Annotated in this window: 8 protein-coding genes; 7 read left to right on the top strand and 1 reads right to left on the bottom strand. The window is 64.1% G+C overall.

Annotation, left to right across the window (positions count from 1 at the left end; genetic code table 11):
• Positions 1 to 12 precede the first annotated feature (12 nt).
• The 5 genes from AB0O58_RS01170 (at position 13) to AB0O58_RS01150 (ending at position 7,117) form a co-directional block, all read left to right on the top strand.
• Positions 13 to 1,281: an MCE family protein gene (locus AB0O58_RS01170; protein WP_027498220.1), complete on the top strand. Its 1,269-nt coding sequence runs from the start codon at positions 13 to 15 to the stop codon at positions 1,279 to 1,281.
• Positions 1,278 to 2,525, top strand: coding sequence for an MCE family protein (locus tag AB0O58_RS01165; RefSeq protein WP_366237756.1), 1,248 nt, complete (start codon positions 1,278 to 1,280; stop codon positions 2,523 to 2,525). Before AB0O58_RS01170 ends, AB0O58_RS01165 begins: the two co-directional genes overlap by 4 nt.
• An 84-nt stretch (positions 2,526 to 2,609) precedes the next feature.
• Positions 2,610 to 3,329 carry a hypothetical protein gene (locus AB0O58_RS01160; protein ID WP_366237755.1) on the top strand — a complete coding sequence of 240 codons (720 nt, stop codon included), beginning with the start codon at positions 2,610 to 2,612 and terminating at the stop codon, positions 3,327 to 3,329.
• A 58-nt stretch (positions 3,330 to 3,387) separates the two neighbouring features.
• Complete coding sequence (locus tag AB0O58_RS01155; protein ID WP_366237754.1) at positions 3,388 to 4,317, top strand: hypothetical protein; 930 nt, start codon at positions 3,388 to 3,390, stop codon at positions 4,315 to 4,317.
• A 223-nt stretch (positions 4,318 to 4,540) separates the two neighbouring features.
• A complete protein-coding gene (locus tag AB0O58_RS01150) occupies positions 4,541 to 7,117 on the top strand; it encodes an aminotransferase class III-fold pyridoxal phosphate-dependent enzyme (protein ID WP_366237753.1) in 2,577 nt (858 codons plus the stop codon).
• Here the strand turns inward: AB0O58_RS01150 and AB0O58_RS01145 are convergent.
• Complete coding sequence (locus AB0O58_RS01145) at positions 7,111 to 9,282, bottom strand: MMPL family transporter (protein WP_366237752.1); 2,172 nt, start codon at positions 9,280 to 9,282, stop codon at positions 7,111 to 7,113. The two genes, AB0O58_RS01150 and AB0O58_RS01145, sit on opposite strands and share 7 nt — an antisense overlap.
• A gap of 656 nt (positions 9,283 to 9,938) precedes the next feature.
• On the opposite strand from AB0O58_RS01145, the gene rpoB reads away from it, so the two are divergent.
• The gene (rpoB, locus tag AB0O58_RS01140) at positions 9,939 to 13,445 is read left to right on the top strand and encodes a DNA-directed RNA polymerase subunit beta (RefSeq protein ID WP_027498214.1); all 3,507 of its coding nucleotides are present in this window, start codon (positions 9,939 to 9,941) and stop codon (positions 13,443 to 13,445) included.
• Positions 13,446 to 13,542: 97 nt separating this feature from the next.
• Positions 13,543 to 17,499 (top strand): DNA-directed RNA polymerase subunit beta', encoded by a 3,957-nt coding sequence (locus tag AB0O58_RS01135; RefSeq protein ID WP_283314423.1) that lies wholly within the window; start codon positions 13,543 to 13,545, stop codon positions 17,497 to 17,499.
• Positions 17,500 to 17,582: the final 83 nt, after the last annotated feature.

Below are 17,582 nucleotides of genomic sequence, written 5' to 3'. Positions count from 1 at the left end.
AATCGAGCTCGAGTGAAGCGTTCTTTGGTGGTCGGAGCCGGTGCGTGCGTGGTGGCGCTGTCGGCCGGAGCATGCTCGTCGGCCGGCATCTACGCGATACCGCTGCCCGGCGGTGCCGACGTCGGTGAGAACCCGTTGAACCTGACGGTGCAGTTCGACGACGTACTGGACCTCGTCCCGCAGTCGACCGTGAAGGTCGACGGCGTCTCGGTCGGCCGCGTCGACTCGATAACGGTCCCGAACGACGGCTGGACCGCCGACGTCAACGTCATCTTGAATTCCGACGTCGACCTTCCGGCCAACGCGATCGCATCGGTGCAACAGACCAACCTGTTGGGCGAGAAGTTCGTGCAGCTCTCGGCACCTCCTGGCGACGAGGAAGCAGCGCGTCTGCAGGACGGGGCCACGATCCCGCTCGATCGCACCCGCCATGCCACCGATATCGAACAGGTACTCGGTGCGCTCTCGCTGCTGCTCAACGGCGGCGGTGTCGGGCAGCTCTCGCCGATCGTCAAGGAACTGAGCACGGCGTTCGACGGTCGCGAAGGCAGAACCAAAGAGCTTCTGCAGCAAGCGAACACCCTCATCGACGGCCTCAACCAGCAGCGTGACGACATCACCCGCGCCATCGACGGGCTGGACACTCTCAGCGGCCGCGTCAACACGCAGACCGACAAGATCGACGCAGTGCTGAAGGATTTGCCGATCGCCACCGAGGTTCTCGAGCAGCAGCGCCCGCAGCTGACCGAGATGCTCGGAGCGCTCGACCGTCTCGGAGCCGTCGGCACCGACGTGATCGACCGTTCCAAGGACGATCTCATCGCGGACCTGCGGGCACTACGCCCCACGCTCCAGGCCCTGGCCGATTCGGCGGACGACGTGGTGAGCTCGCTCGCGGTGATCCCCACCCTGCCGTTCGCGGACGGCACCGAGAAAATCATCGAGGGCAACTCGGCGAACCTGTTCCTTTCGCTCGACCTGTCGATCGGAACTGCGTTGCGCAACTTCGGCGTCGGGGAGGGCGATCCGGTCTACATCCAGCCCAAGTACGGCAACACGCTGCCCGTCGTCGACCCGTCGAATCCGTACTACAACGGCAACGGACCGCGCCCGGGTTGGCCGACGATCTCGCTGCTGCCGTTGCCGCCGATCATCCCGTCACCGGTTCCCGGTCCGGGTGCACCTGCGAACGAGCAGGCAGCGGCGGCCGCCGCGCCCGCACCGGCCGATCCGTTCGCACCGTTGAACGATCTGCTCGAGCGATTCGGAGTTGGACAGTGAGATCGAGACTGGTTCGCATTCAATTGGTCCTCTTCGTCGTGGTCGCCGTACTGGGGTCGGTCTATGTCGGTGCCAAGTACGTGCGACTTGACAACATGCTCGGCTTCGGGCAGTACCAGGTCGATCTGAACCTCGCCGATTCCGGTGGCATCTTCTCCAACGCCGAGGTCACCTACCGAGGTGTCCCGGTGGGAACCGTCGGAGATCTGGAACTGACGGAAGACGGGATCCGAGTCGCGCTCATGCTCGACGACGGCGGCCCGGACATCCCTGCCGACACCAAGGCCGTCGTGGCCAACAGGTCGGCCATCGGTGAGCAGTACGTCGACCTGCAACCCGAGACCGACCAGGGCCCGTTCCTGGTCGACGGTTCGCAGATCGCGGAGGCCGACACCACCACACCCGTGCCGGTGGAACAGGTTCTCGCCAACACGAACACGCTGGTTCGGTCGGTACCGCTGGATACGTTGACGCGAGTCGTCAACGAGCTCGGTGTGGCGTTCGACGGAAAGGGCACGGATCTTGCGTCTCTCGTCGATTCGCTCGGGAACATCTCGGAGGCAGGCAACGAGGCGCTGCCGCAGACGCTCGCGCTGGTGCGCGACGCGGTGCCGGTGCTGAACACGCAGTCCGAGCAGTCGGATCTGATTCGGCAGTTCAGCACCAGCTTGGATGAGGTGACGGCTCAGTTGAAGTCCAGCGATCCGGACATCCATCGCCTGATCGACACCGGCACAGCGGCGGGCGATCAGCTCGGTGGTCTCATCACCGATGCCGGTCCGGCTCTGACGACCGATATCAACAACCTGGCACTTGTTGCTGCGCAGGCCGAACCCCGGTACTTCGCGCTTCGTCCGTTCCTGACGTTCCTGCCTGCCCTCGGTGCCGGCATCTCCACCATCGTCCCGGACGACGGCACGATCCATCAGGGCCTGTTGCTCGAGACCAACAACCCGCCCCCGTGCACGGTGGGCTACGAGGGCAGCCAGGCGATCCTCGACGAGGAGAAGCGCAAGAACCCGAACTTCGATCCGACTCGGGAGAATTACCCGCTGAACCTCGACGCGAACTGCGCCACACCTCAGGGCAGCGTGACGGGCGTTCGTAGTGCGAACCGCATCGTGTTCGCCGATCCGGATGTGCCGCAGCCGTGGGACCTCAAGCCCAAGGTCGATCCCGAGAAGTTGAACCTCAACCCGATCGCCACCCAGTTGGCACCGCTGATCGGCGTCACGCCGAAGTAGTGAAATCGGAGAAACTGCTGCTCAGCACTATCGTCGGGCCGAGAGCGGTTCGGCCAGATATTACCGAGTAGTAGGGTGGAAAGTGTGAACTCGAGCACCGAAGCCCCGGAGTCCCCAGCGACTCCGGGGCAGAACAAGACAGCGAAGATTCTGCTTGCGGTCGTGACCGTGATCGCCGTGGTTGCGCTCGCAGCGGCAGTGTTCTTCGGTTACGGCTGGGGCAAGGCGTTGTTCAGCCAGAAGCCCATGGCGGACACCCGCGACGCGGCTCTCACCGGCGCTCAGCAAGCGGCCGTCAACCTCAACACGGTCGACGCGGCCACCATCGATCAGTCGTTCGACAACATGAAGTCGTCCATCACCGGCGACCTGATGCTCAACGACCTCGAGCAGACGCGGTCGGGCATTACCGACCAGGTTCGTCAGTCCGGTGCCAAGAGTGAGGCAGAGGTTCTGCACGCAGCGATCACCGAGCTCAGTACCGACGAGAACACCGCCGAGGCGCTCGTTGTCATCGCGACGACGACCACCTGGCCCGATCGCGTCGAGCGGAGCAAGCTGACGATGCGATTGGCCATGGAAGAGATCGACGGGGTGTGGAAGACCAACAAGGTCGACCCGATCGGTTCACGGATCTCGCTGGACAACCCGAACACCAACCCCGTCATCCCGACGGAGCCTGGTGCTACCGACCCGAATGCGGCAGACCCCAATGCTGCAGATCCGAATGCGGCAGACCCGAATGCGGGCACCCCCAGCGCGGAAGCAACGCCGGCTCCACAGCCGGATTCCGGCGGTAACTGACGTTGCCCGGCAGTGTCGTTTCCGTCTGTAGTGCAGTGAGTTTCGAAGGAGTTCTGTAGTGCCTCCCCAGCGTCGCAAGATCGTTCCACCCACGACCACCAGCAAAGTCCGTCGCAAGGTCGCCGGAGCCGGGAAGTCGGCAGCGCCCGACGCGGATTCGAGCGCCGTGAAGGGTTCGGATGCAACCGACAGCGCTGCGCCCACCACTCCTGCGCCCACCACACCCGCGCCCACCACACCGGCATCGAGCACGCCTGTCGCCGACGAGTCCTCCGCTGCGAAACCCTCGCTCGAGAAGTCCGGTACCGGCAAGGCAGGCAGCGGTAAGACCGCTGTCGACGAGGCCGCAACCGACAAGCCCGCCGTCGACGACACCGCAACCGACACGCCGGCCGCAGGCGAGACCGCAACCGGCAAGGCCGACTCGGAGCCTGCTCTCATCGAGTCCGGAGCGTCCGACGCGAATTCTGCGGATACCACGCAAAGCAGGTCGATGTCGGGAATCGGCTACAAGCACGTGTTTGTCGTCGCGGCCGTTGCCGTGGTGCTCGGTGCCTTCGCTGCTGTGGCGTCGTTCAAGCCATTCGCAACGATCGACAATGCAGCCTGGGTGGATTCTGCAGCCACTCAGGAAGTCACCTCTGCCGCGACCGATGCGCTTCAGACTCTCTACACGTACAAGGCCGAGACGATCGATGCCGATTTCGATGCCGCCCGTGCGGTCCTCAATCAGTCGATGCTCGACGAGTTCAACTCCACCGCCGACACCACCAAATCTGCTGTGGTGCAGACGATGACAGGAACCGAGGCCATGGTGACCGACATCGGCGCCTCGCGGTTGGAGGACGGCAGTGCCGAGCTGATCGCCAATGTGAACATCAGCGCCACACAGAACGGCGTTGCTTCGGGTAGTGCCGAGGGCCCGTTGACGGTCAACATGGAAAAGGTCGACGGCACCTGGAAGCTGTCGGCAATCGACGACCAGTAGTACCGGGATTCGCTGGCCCCGCTTTTCGGATCGGCCCCGTTCGACGCAGTAACGCTGCGCGGATGGGGCTTTTTCGTGCGTTCGTCGCTCATCTGTCGCCGGTGCACGACGGGATTAATATCGCGATTGCGTCCTGGCTTGTGACGAGCCCTGGTTGTTCGGGACAACCATTTCGACGCTCGACAGCCAGGGATGGATCCGATGAATACGGAGCATGCTGGTCATGACTGACACAACTATCGAATTGTCCGTGCTGGAATCGAGGTCCGGTCGGTCGGGCTTCGCCGAGAACGTCAATCCCGAACTGTACCGATTGTTGTCGGCCCTGAATTTGGATCGCGAGTACGTGCGCGGCGACGGAACAGTCCTGTTCGACGCCTCCGGCCGGCGCTATCTGGACTTCGCGGGGGCGTACGGCGCACTGCCGTTCGGGCACGGACCTACGCCGATCTGGCAGGCGATCAATGATGTTCGGTGCAGTGGGGAGCCAATTTTCGTGCAGCCCTCGGTATTGACGGCGGCAGGGGAACTGGCGGATCGGTTGGGGCGCATCGCACCTCACGGGTTGACGCGAACGACGTTCGTCAACAGCGGTACCGAGGCTACGGAGGTGGCGCTCAAGATCGCGCGGTCGCATACCGGACGGTTGGGCGTGTTGACCACCGGGAACAGTTTCCATGGCAAGACGCTCGGAGCACTGTCTGCGACCGGAAGCGTCAAGTATCAGGCCGGGTTCGGCGCACCGGTCGAGGGTTTCGATCACATCGAGTTCGGTGATTCGGGCGCGCTCGACGCGGCCCTGTCGGCAGCGCCGGGCCATTACGCGGTGTTCCTGGTGGAGCCGATTCAGGGTGAAGGCGGAGTGGTGTGTCCGCCCGACGGTTATCTGCGGCGAGTGCGGGAGATCTGTGATCGGCACGGAGTGCTGATGGCGCTCGACGAGGTGCAGACGGGACTCGGCCGGACCGGCCGGATGTTCGCGTCGGAACACGAGGGGGTGGTGCCCGACATTCTGACCGTCGCGAAAGCGCTCGGTGGCGGGATCGTGCCGGTGGGTGCGGTGTTGTGTGCACCGAAGTTGGTAGACGAGAGCTTTGCGCTGCGCCACACGTCGACGTTTGCGGGCAACGCGTTGGCGGCTCGGGTGGGCATCGCGGTGATCGACGAGTTGACCCGGGACGACGGCGCAGTGGTGACGAACGCTGCCGTGCTCGGCCGGCAATTGTCGAAGGATCTGAATGCGTTGGCCGAGAAGTATCCGTCCGTGGTCACCGGTGTTCGTGGTCGCGGGCTCCTGCTCGGCATCGAGCTCACCGCCGACGTGAACTTCGTGGGACGTCAGTCGCTACTGGGTTCGATTGCGCAGCAACACAACCTGACGGCGGTCATCTGTTCGTACCTGCTCGACGTCGAGGGAATCCGGGTGGCTCCGACTCTGTTCGGTAACAGGGTGATTCGGATCGAACCGCCGTTGACTGTGTCGGCGGTGCAGTGCTCGCGGCTGATTGCAGCACTCGACCGTGCGCTGGGTTACGCGGCGATGGGGGACATGGACGGATTGTTCGGGCACCTTCTGGGCCGTCCGACCGTCGGTACCCCACCGTCGCTCGCTGCGCTCCGCCCGGGCCGCATCCCCGATATCGCCGTTCGTCGCACCGATCGGCGGTTCGCGTTCATCGCGCACCCCTTGAATCTGGAGTTCTTCGCCGCCTTCGACCCGGCGCTCGACGTCTTCCATCATGGCGAGCGACAGGATCTGCTCGAGAGGTTCGCTGCGTCGACATCCGAGCTCGACCCTGCGTCGTTCGTCATCGGCAGTGGCCGGGTCGTCGGGGGAGGGGACGCCACGGCACACGGCGACCTGATCGGGTTGCCCTACACCTCGGAACAATTGCTGCACTTGCCGACCGAGCAGGCGCTGCGCGTGGTGGGCGGCGCCGTCGAACTCGCGATCTCGCGCGGTGCGACGGTCGTCGGGTTGGGCGGCTATTCGTCGGTCATCACCGGTAATGGATTGGGCCTCGGCGCGAGGTCGCGTCCGATCACCACCGGCAACACGTTCACCGCCGCAGCGAGTCTGCGGGCTGTTCGACGCGTGTGCCGGGAACGCGGAATCGACGTAGCGCAGGCCCGAGTGACGATTCTCGGTGCTGCCGGGGCCATCGGTCGGACCATCGGCAAGCAGTTGGCCGGCGAGGTCGGCAGTATCGCCCTGGTCGGTCGGCGGGGTGAGAGCACGGTCGTCGCGCCGAAGTTGTGGGCGGCCGCGCAGGAGATGGTGGCGAGTGCGACGGGCGGGTCCGGCACGGGGAATCTTGCCGTTGCTGCACACGAGATGAACGGCGACATGGATGATCTGATCAAGTCGCGGCACCTCGAGTTCTTCACCGATCCCGTTGCTGCGGTGCAGGATTCGTTGATCGTTATCGCAGCCACATCGGCGCCGCATGCGTTGATCGATCCGACGGACCTGATGGAGGGTGCCATCGTCTGCGATGTTGCGCAGCCGCCGAACATCGGCCGAGACGTGCGCGGTGAGCGGCCGGACGTGACGGTGTTCGACGGCGGCATCGTCAGGGTGCCGTCGGGTTCGGATTTCGGGTTGACCTACGGGTTGGCTCCGGGTCTGACGTATGCCTGCATGGCGGAGACGATGTTGATCGCCCTGTCGGGTGAGTTCGACCTCCGCAGCATCGGCACCACTCTCGACGGTGACAGCGTCGAACGATTGGGTGAGCTGGCCGACGTCCATGGGTTCGCGCTCGCCGAGGCCACTCGGTGGCGCGAAGGTAGTCAGTAGTCGGCGGGGGCCGGGGTTCCCGGGAGTTCGGGAACCCCGGCCCCGTCCCGCCCAGTCCCAGTCGGTCGTGTCGGGGTGGGATGCAGCCACCAGTTCGCGTTTCCCATCAGCGCGACGATGGCGGGCACGAGCATCATCCGCACGATGGTGGCGTCGATGACGAGACCGACGATGATGCCGATACCCACCAGTCGCATCATCGACAGTTCGGACAACGAGAAGAACGCGGTGACGGTGATGAGCAGCAGCGCTGCGGCCGTCACGATGCGTCCGGTGTGAGCGGCCCCGAGGCGGACTGCCTCTCTGGTGCCGGCTCCGTTGTCGTGGGCCTCCACGATGCGTGAAAGCAGAAAGATCTCGTAGTCGGTGGACAGGCCGAACACCACCGCCATGACGAGGATGCTCATCGTGGACTGTAGAGGGCCGGCAGTGACGCCGATCGGCCCGGCACCGTAGCCGTCGTGAAAGATCCAGGTGAGCACACCGAAAGTGGCCGCCAGGCTGACCATCGCCATGGCAATTGCCTTGAGGCTGAGCACGATCGAACGAAAGGCCAGTGTCGTCATCGTGAATGTGGCCAGCACCATGATGGCCAGCATCCAGGGAATGGTGGAGTAGATCGCGTCGATGCCGTCCTCGCTCTGCGCGGTGCTGCCGCCTACGCCGAGCGTCGTCCCGGCAGGAGCGGGGATCGATCGAATCGCATCCAGTGTCGCGAGTGCAGCGGGGGTGCGATCGGCCGAGTTCATGATGGCATCGACCACGGTCAGATTGTCGGTGCTGCCACTGGGAAACGCGGCCGTGACTCCGTCCACGCGGCCGACTGCAGCGGTGACTTCGGAGACCGCGGCAGGGCTCGGCGGTTGGTCGGTGACCGATTCGACGACGACGGTGACGCTGCTGTTGGCGAGGGTGAATTCGGTGATCAGCTTCTGCGTGGCGATCCGGGCGGGTGAGTCCGCCGGCAGACCCGTGTGGTCGAGGTCGCCCAGAGCTACTCCGGAGATGGGTGCGCAGAGGACGGCCAGCACGCCGATGATGGCAACGGCCACGAGGACGGGCCTGCGCATCACGCGGTCTGCGACTGTGCCCCAGAACCTCTGCGCCCGTGCCTCGCCGCGGTCGATCGCACCAGTGCGCCAGCTCAGCGAATCGATGCGGGGGCCGAGGAGGGCGAGTGCGGCGGGCAACGCGGTCAGCGAGATCACGGCGGCGACGGCCACCGCTGCCATGCCGCCGATGCCCAGTGAGCGAATCATTGCCTGCGGGAAGATGAGCATGCCGATGAATGCACAGATCAGCAGCAGTGCCGAGAACGCCACGGTTCGGCCGGCGGTGGACATCGTGCAGCGTACCGCATCCACCGTTCCGTGCCCGTTGCGCAGCTCCTCGCGAAACCGCGTGATCACGAACAGGCTGTAGTCGACGGCCATTCCGAGTCCGACGAGGGATGCAATGTTGGTCGCGAACACCGACACCTCGGAGACGCTGTTCACCGCTCGCAGCACGGCCAGGGAGGCCAGCACGCTCAGTCCGCCGATCACCAGCGGAGTTCCTGCGGCGACGAGTCCGCCGAACACGATCAGGAGCAGGACCAGCAGAATCGGGAAGGTGATGATCTCGGCTCGCACCAGATCTGCCCGCGCTTGCTCGTTGTACGCGTCGAAGACGGCCGAGAATCCACCGAGCTGCACGTCCGCGCCATCGATCGTCAACTTCTCACGCAGGTCCTGGTAGGACTTGACGCGCCGATCCTCGTCGCCGGTCAGAGTCAGCACCGCGAGGGCAGAGTTGCCGTCCGACGATCGAAGTCCGGGAGCAAAGGCGTCGGGCACCGTCCAGTAGGTGACGGGGTCGCGGGCCAGTACACCCGCGTCGATTCCGGCCAGGCTTGCCGCCACCGCGTCCCTGATCCCGTCGACCGTCCGCCCGTCCGTCTGGGTGTAGATCACCGCGATGTCCGGAACGTCGCGACCGAACCGGGATTCGACGAGTGCGTCGATTTTCGCCGACTCGCTCCCGGGATCGCTGTAGCCACCGATGCTGAGTTCGTCGACGACGCCCAGGCCCCAGGTTCCGGCGAGCAGGACGGTTGCCACCACGGCAGCGAGGACCCAGCGCGCACGGGCGATGACGAACTCGACGACGGGCGAACCCCTGCTCACGCGGGGCTGCCGAGGGCTCGACACCTGCATGCAGCGCCGATTTTTACCACCGTGACCATGTTGTCCCCCCGCGAGACGTGATGTGAGTGCTCCGTGAATCTGTCTGTGGCACAGAGGAAGATCTGTCACACAGCACGTCCGATGACAGAACGACGCCGCCCCCGGTTGCGACAGAAGAAATACAATCAGAAGCAGCGGCTGATTGCCATAGCGGCAGCGGATTCCCGCGGACCTCTTGACGAAGGAAGGCGCAGGGGTCACTCTTGTCGTGAAGGAGCACCCCCGTGGTGACCGACCGTTGCCGGTCGTCAGCCACAGTCTTCTGTCACCGTTGCTGTTCGTTCGGGCCTCGGCGAGGAAGGCCGACACGCTGCTGCCGACTCGGCGCGCGAACGGACCTCGGGTGCTACTTTTGATGCCCCCGTTGCGCTGTGCGCACATTTGGGGTACCTTTGGACGTTGCGCTGGCTGCCTCCTGTCCACCTCTCGATCGCTGTTACCCGAAAGCACGTTTTCGGGCCGCTGTGATGGGGATTCGGTCTGGTTGCGACCAGCCGAAATTCGCCCCACATATAGCAAACAGATACAGCGGCGGTCGCCATGTCGTGTCAGCTGACAGGTCCTGTCAGTCGACGGAACGGCGCGACCCGCGTGAGGTGCTGGAAGGACGCATCTTGGCAGTCTCTAGCCAGACCAAGGCAGTTGTCGGAACACCGGGAGCCCCGAGGAGGGTTTCGTTCGCGAACATTCGCGAGCCGTTGGAGGTACCCGGTCTCCTCGATGTACAGACGGATTCGTTCGAATGGCTGGTAGGTGCGCAGAGTTGGCGCGACCGTGCCGCCGCCCGCGGAGACAGTGGTGTCTCCGGCGGACTCGAGGACATCCTGACCGAGCTCTCTCCGATCGAGGACTTCTCGGGCTCGATGTCGCTTTCCTTCTCCGACCCACGATTCGACGAGGTCAAGGCCTCGACCGATGAGTGCAAGGACAAGGACATGACGTACGCAGCTCCGCTGTTCGTCACCGCCGAGTTCATCAACAACAACACCGGCGAGATCAAGAGCCAGACGGTCTTCATGGGTGATTTCCCGATGATGACCGACAAGGGCACCTTCATCATCAACGGCACCGAGCGTGTCGTCGTCTCGCAGCTGGTGCGTTCTCCGGGCGTCTACTTCGATCACTCGATCGACAAGACCACCGAGAAGGACCTGCACAGCGTCAAGGTCATCCCCGGCCGCGGTGCTTGGCTCGAGTTCGACGTCGACAAGCGCGACACCGTCGGTGTGCGTATCGACCGCAAGCGTCGCCAACCCGTCACGGTGCTGCTGAAGGCTCTCGGCTGGTCCACCGAGCAGATCACGGAGCGCTTCGGCTTCTCCGAGATCCTCATGGCCACGCTGGAGAAGGACAACACCGCCGGTACCGACGAGGCTCTCCTCGACATCTACCGCAAGCTGCGTCCGGGCGAGCCGCCGACCAAGGAGTCGGCGCAGACCCTGCTGGAGAACCTGTTCTTCAAGGACAAGCGCTACGACCTCGCTCGCGTGGGTCGCTACAAGATCAACAAGAAGCTCGGCCTCAACTCGGGCCAGCCCATCGTGGCGTCGACCCTCACCGAGGAAGACATCGTTGCGACCATCGAGTACCTGGTGCGTCTGCACGCAGGTGAGACCTCGATGACCGCACCCGAGGGCGTCGAGGTTCCCGTCGAGGTCGACGACATCGACCACTTCGGCAACCGTCGTCTGCGTACCGTCGGTGAGCTCATCCAGAACCAGATCCGCGTGGGCCTGTCCCGCATGGAGCGCGTCGTGCGCGAACGTATGACGACTCAGGACGTCGAGGCGATCACGCCGCAGACCCTGATCAACATTCGTCCCGTCGTCGCTGCGATCAAGGAGTTCTTCGGAACCTCCCAGCTCTCGCAGTTCATGGACCAGAACAACCCGCTGTCGGGTCTGACGCACAAGCGTCGCCTGTCGGCACTGGGACCCGGCGGTCTCTCTCGTGAGCGCGCCGGCCTCGAGGTCCGCGACGTGCACCCCTCGCACTACGGCCGCATGTGCCCCATCGAGACCCCGGAAGGCCCGAACATCGGCCTGATCGGATCGCTGTCGGTGTACGCACGCGTCAACCCGTTCGGCTTCATCGAGACCCCGTACCGCAAGGTCGTCGACGGCAAGGTGACCGACGATGTCGATTACCTAACCGCCGACGAGGAAGATCGCCACACGCTCGCGCAGGCGAACTCTCCGGTCGACGATTCGGGTCACTTCATCGAGGACAAGATTCTCGTCCGTCGTAAGGGTGGAGAGGTCGAGTTCGTCTCGTCCGACGACATCGACTACATGGACGTCTCGCCTCGCCAGATGGTGTCCGTCGCCACCGCGATGATTCCGTTCCTCGAGCACGACGATGCAAACCGTGCCCTGATGGGTGCGAACATGCAGCGTCAGGCTGTCCCGCTGGTTCGCAGCGAGGCTCCGATCGTCGGTACCGGTATGGAGTTGCGTGCCGCTGTCGACGCCGGTGACGTCGTCATCACCGAGAAGACCGGTGTCGTCGAAGAGGTCTCCGCCGACTACGTCACGGTCATGGCCGACGACGGATCACGCAAGACCTACCGGATGCGTAAGTTCGCGCGTTCCAACCAGGGCACGTGCGCCAACCAGCGTCCGATCGTGGACGAGGGACAGCGCGTCGAGTCCGGCCAGGTCCTCGCCGACGGCCCCTGCACCGAGAACGGTGAGATGGCACTCGGCAAGAACCTGCTGCTGGCGATCATGCCGTGGGAGGGCCACAACTACGAGGACGCGATCATCCTGTCGCAGCGCCTCGTGGAAGAGGACGTTCTCACCTCGATCCACATCGAGGAGCACGAGATCGATGCTCGCGACACCAAGCTCGGTGCCGAAGAGATCACTCGCGACATCCCGAACGTCTCCGACGAGGTCCTCGCAGACCTCGACGAGCGCGGCATCATCCGTATCGGTGCCGAGGTTCGTGACGGCGACGTGCTGGTCGGAAAGGTCACGCCGAAGGGCGAGACCGAGCTGACCCCCGAAGAGCGCCTGCTGCGCGCCATCTTCGGTGAGAAGGCTCGCGAAGTTCGCGACACCTCGCTCAAGGTTCCGCACGGCGAGAACGGAAAGGTCATCGGTATCCGCGTCTTCTCGCGCGACGACGACGACGATCTGCCTCCCGGCGTCAACGAGCTGGTCCGCGTCTACGTGGCTCAGAAGCGCAAGATCCAGGACGGCGACAAGCTCGCCGGCCGTCACGGCAACAAGGGCGTCATCGGCAAGATCCTCCCGCAGGAGGACATGCCGTTCCTGCCCGACGGCACCCCGATCGACATCATCCTCAACACCCACGGTGTTCCGCGTCGTATGAACATCGGTCAGGTCCTCGAAACCCACCTGGGTTGGATCGGCAAGACCGGTTGGAACGTGCAGATCGCCGCGGACGGCAGCAAGCCCGATTGGGCCGAACGTCTGCCCGAGGAGATGCTGGCGGCTCCGGCCGACAGCAACATCGCCACCCCGGTGTTCGACGGTGCCAAGGAGAATCAGCTCGCCGGCCTGCTGGAGAGCACGATTCCCAACCGCGACGGCGAGCAGATGGTCGGATCCGACGGAAAGGCCACGTTGTTCGACGGCCGCTCCGGCGAGCCGTTCCCGTACCCGGTGTCGGTGGGCTACATGTACATCATCAAGCTGCACCACTTGGTCGACGACAAGATCCACGCTCGTTCGACCGGGCCGTACTCGATGATCACTCAGCAGCCCCTCGGTGGTAAGGCTCAGTTCGGTGGACAGCGCTTCGGTGAGATGGAGTGCTGGGCCATGCAGGCCTACGGTGCCGCGTACACGCTGCAGGAGCTTCTCACCATCAAGTCGGACGACGTTGTCGGCCGCGTGAAGGTGTACGAGGCGATCGTCAAGGGCGAGAACATTCCCGAGCCCGGTATCCCCGAGTCCTTCAAGGTGCTCCTCAAAGAGCTCCAGTCGCTGTGCCTCAACGTGGAGGTGCTGTCCTCGGACGGCGCTGCCATCACGATGGCCGACGGTGACGACGAAGACCTCGAGCGTGCCGCAGCCAATCTGGGAATCAACCTCTCCCGCAACGAAGCTGCCACGGTCGACGACCTCGCTCAGTAGTTCTGTGATCCCCGTGCCTGCGTCACCGCAGGCACGGGGGTGATCACGCTTTTTCTGATTCGGTATCACAACACCCATAACGGGGAAAGGAAGTTACGTGCTCGACGTCAACTTCTTCGATGAACTTCGCATTGGCCTTGCCACTGCGGACGACATCCGTCAGTGGTCCTACGGCGAGGTCAAGAAGCCGGAGACCATCAACTACCGCACGCTCAAGCCCGAGAAGGACGGCCTCTTCTGCGAGAAGATCTTCGGCCCCACCCGGGACTGGGAGTGCTACTGCGGCAAGTACAAGCGCGTCCGCTTCAAGGGCATCATCTGTGAGCGTTGTGGCGTCGAGGTCACTCGCGCCAAGGTGCGTCGTGAGCGCATGGGCCACATCGAACTGGCCGCTCCGGTCACGCACATCTGGTACTTCAAGGGTGTGCCGTCGCGTCTGGGCTACCTGCTCGACCTGGCTCCGAAGGATCTCGAGAAGATCATCTACTTCGCTGCCTACGTCATCACCACGGTCGACGACGAGCTCCGTCACAACGAGCTCTCGACGCTCGAGGCCGAGATGGAGGTCGAGAAGAAGGCCGTCGCAGATCAGCGCGACGCCGATCTCGAGGCTCGTGCGCAGAAGCTCGAAGCCGATATCGCCGAGCTCGAAGCCGAGGGTGCCAAGTCCGACGTGCGCCGCAAGGTCAAGGACGGCGGCGAGCGCGAGATGCGTCAGCTCCGTGACCGCGCGCAGCGTGAGCTCGATCGTCTCGAAGAGATCTGGACCACGTTCACCAAGCTTGCTCCCAAGCAGCTCATCGTCGACGAGCTCATCTACCGCGAGCTCATCGACCGGTACGGCGAGTACTTCACCGGTGCCATGGGTGCCGAGTCGATCCAGAAGCTCATGCAGACCTTCGACATCGACGCCGAGGCGGAGTCTCTTCGCGAGACCATCCGCAGTGGCAAGGGTCAGAAGAAGCTGCGCGCGCTCAAGCGTCTGAAGGTCGTCGCTGCGTTCCAGGCCGGCCGTAACTCGCCGATGGGCATGGTTCTCGACGCTGTCCCGGTCATCCCGCCGGAGCTTCGTCCGATGGTGCAGCTCGACGGTGGCCGTTTCGCGACGTCCGACCTCAACGACCTGTACCGCCGCGTCATCAACCGCAACAACCGCCTCAAGCGTCTGATCGATCTCGGTGCTCCCGAGATCATCGTCAACAACGAGAAGCGGATGCTGCAGGAGTCGGTCGACGCCCTGTTCGACAACGGCCGTCGTGGACGTCCGGTCACCGGACCGGGTAACCGTCCGCTGAAGTCGCTCTCCGACTTGCTCAAGGGCAAGCAGGGACGATTCCGTCAGAACCTCCTCGGCAAGCGCGTCGACTACTCGGGCCGTTCGGTCATCGTCGTCGGCCCGCAGCTCAAGCTGCACCAGTGTGGTCTGCCGAAGCTGATGGCTCTCGAGCTGTTCAAGCCGTTCGTGATGAAGCGTCTGGTGGATCTGAACCACGCGCAGAACATCAAGTCGGCCAAGCGCATGGTCGAGCGTCAGCGTCCGCAGGTGTGGGACGTTCTCGAAGAGGTCATCGCCGAGCACCCCGTGCTGCTGAACCGTGCACCCACCCTGCACCGGTTGGGCATCCAGGCGTTCGAGCCGCAGCTCGTCGAGGGCAAGGCCATCCAGCTGCACCCGCTCGTGTGTGAGGCGTTCAACGCCGACTTCGACGGTGACCAGATGGCTGTCCACCTCCCGCTGTCCGCCGAGGCTCAGGCCGAGGCACGCGTGCTGATGCTGTCGTCGAACAACATCCTCTCGCCGGCTTCGGGCCGTCCGCTCGCCATGCCGCGTCTGGACATGGTGACGGGTCTGTACCACCTGACGCGTCTGGACGCCGGTGCTGTCGGCGAGCGCGTCGACGCATCGACCGATCAGGCCGAGTTCGGGGCGTACTCCTCCCCGGCCGAGGCTCAGATGGCCGTCGATCGTGGATCGCTCACGGTGCAGTCGCAGATTCGGGTTCGTCTCACCACGCAGCGCCCGCCGCGTGACATCGAGAACGAGCTGTTCCCCGAGGGCTGGAACCGCGGCGAGGCATGGACCGCGGAGACCACTCTGGGACGCGTGCTCTTCAACGAGCTGCTTCCGGCGGACTACCCGTTCGTCAACGAGCAGATGCCGAAGAAGCGTCAGTCGACGATCATCAACGATCTCGCCGAGCGTTACCCGATGATCGTCGTCGCTCAGACCGTCGACAAGCTCAAGGACGCAGGCTTCTACTGGGCCACGCGTTCGGGTGTCACCATCTCGATCTCCGACGTCCTCGTGCCGCCGGAGAAGCCGCAGATCATGGAGACCTTCGAGGCTCAGGCCGATCAGATCGAGAAGAAGTACCAGCGTGGCGCACTCGACAAGGTCGAGCGCAACTCCGCACTGGTCAAGATCTGGCAGGACGCGACCGAGCAGGTCGGTAAGGCCATGGAGGCCCACTTCCCCGACGACAACCCGATCCCGATGATCGTGAAGTCCGGCGCAGCCGGAAACATGACTCAGGTTCGCTCGCTCGCCGGCATGAAGGGCTTGGTGACGAACCCGAAGGGTGAGTTCATCCCGCGTCCGATCAAGTCTTCCTTCAAGGAAGGCCTGACGGTCCTCGAGTACTTCATCAACACGCACGGCGCTCGTAAGGGTCTGGCCGACACGGCGCTTCGTACCGCCGACTCGGGCTACCTGACGCGTCGTCTGGTCGACGTCTCGCAGGATGTCATCGTTCGGGAAACCGACTGTGGCACCGAGCGCGGCATCGTCACGACGATCGCCGAGAAGACCGCCGACGGCAAGATGATCCGCGACGCTCACGTCGAGACCAGCACGTACGCCCGCACCTTGGCGAACGACGCTGTCGACGAGAACGGCACGGTCATCGTCGCTCGCGGACACGATCTCGGTGATCCGGCCATCGACGCGCTGCTCGCTGCGGGCATCACGTCGGTCAAGGTTCGCTCGGTGCTGACCTGCACCACCGGCACCGGCGTCTGCGCCACCTGCTACGGCCGCTCGATGGCCACCGGCAAGCTGGTCGACATCGGTGAGGCCGTCGGTATCGTCGCCGCACAGTCGATCGGTGAGCCCGGAACCCAGCTGACCATGCGTACCTTCCACCAGGGTGGTGTCGCCGGAGATGACATCACCGGTGGTCTGCCTCGCGTGCAGGAGCTGTTCGAGGCACGTGTGCCGAAGGGCAAGGCTCCGATCGCGGACGTGTCGGGACGCATCCAGCTCGAGGACGGCGATCGTTTTTACAAGATCACCATCGTCCCGGACGACGGCGGCGAAGAGGTTGTCTACGACAAGCTCTCCAAGCGTCAGCGTCTGCGCGTCTTCAAGCACGACGACGGCACCGAGCGCCTTCTGGCGGACGGTGACCACGTCGAGGTCGGCCAGCAGCTCATGGAAGGTGCTGCCGATCCGCACGAGGTCCTGCGCGTGATGGGTCCCCGTCAGGTGCAGATCCACCTCGTCAACGAGGTCCAGGAGGTGTACCGGTCGCAGGGTGTGTCGATTCACGACAAGCACATCGAGACGATCGTGCGCCAGATGCTCCGTCGCGTGACGATCATCGACAGCGGCTCCACCGAATTCCTGCCCGGTTCACTCACCGAGCGCAGCGAATTCGAGTCGAGCAACCGTCGCGTCGTCTCCGAGGGTGGCGAGCCCGCAGCCGGACGTCCGGTCCTGATGGGTATCACCAAGGCGTCGCTGGCCACCGACTCGTGGCTGTCGGCTGCGTCCTTCCAGGAGACCACTCGTGTGCTCACCGATGCGGCGATCAACTGCCGCAGCGACAAGCTCATAGGTCTCAAGGAGAACGTCATCATCGGTAAGCTCATCCCGGCTGGTACCGGCATCAACCGGTACCGGAACATCACGGTGCAGCCGACCGAAGAGGCACGTGCCGCGGCATACGCGGTGCCGTCGTACGACGATCAGTACTACAGCCCGGACGGCTTCGGCCAGGGAACCGGCGCTGCTGTGCCGCTCGACGACTACGGTTTCTCCAACGAATACCGCTAGAGCGACTCCGTCGCACGTGAGCAGAAACTCGTAGCCCACTACGAGTTTCCACTCACGACGACATAGTCAGCAGGCAAAGCCCC

This window comes from Rhodococcus sp. NPDC080181 (assembly GCF_040702225.1).
GTDB lineage: Bacteria > Actinomycetota > Actinomycetes > Mycobacteriales > Mycobacteriaceae > Rhodococcoides > Rhodococcoides fascians.
Note: the sequence above shows the minus strand (reverse complement) of the source record. Positions and strands in the feature narration are given on the sequence as shown.

Coding starts and splice junctions, on each gene's coding strand:
- AB0O58_RS01150 (WP_366237753.1), top strand. CDS start 4,541: ATGACTGACACAACTATCGAATTGTCCGTGCTGGAATCGAGGTCCGGT.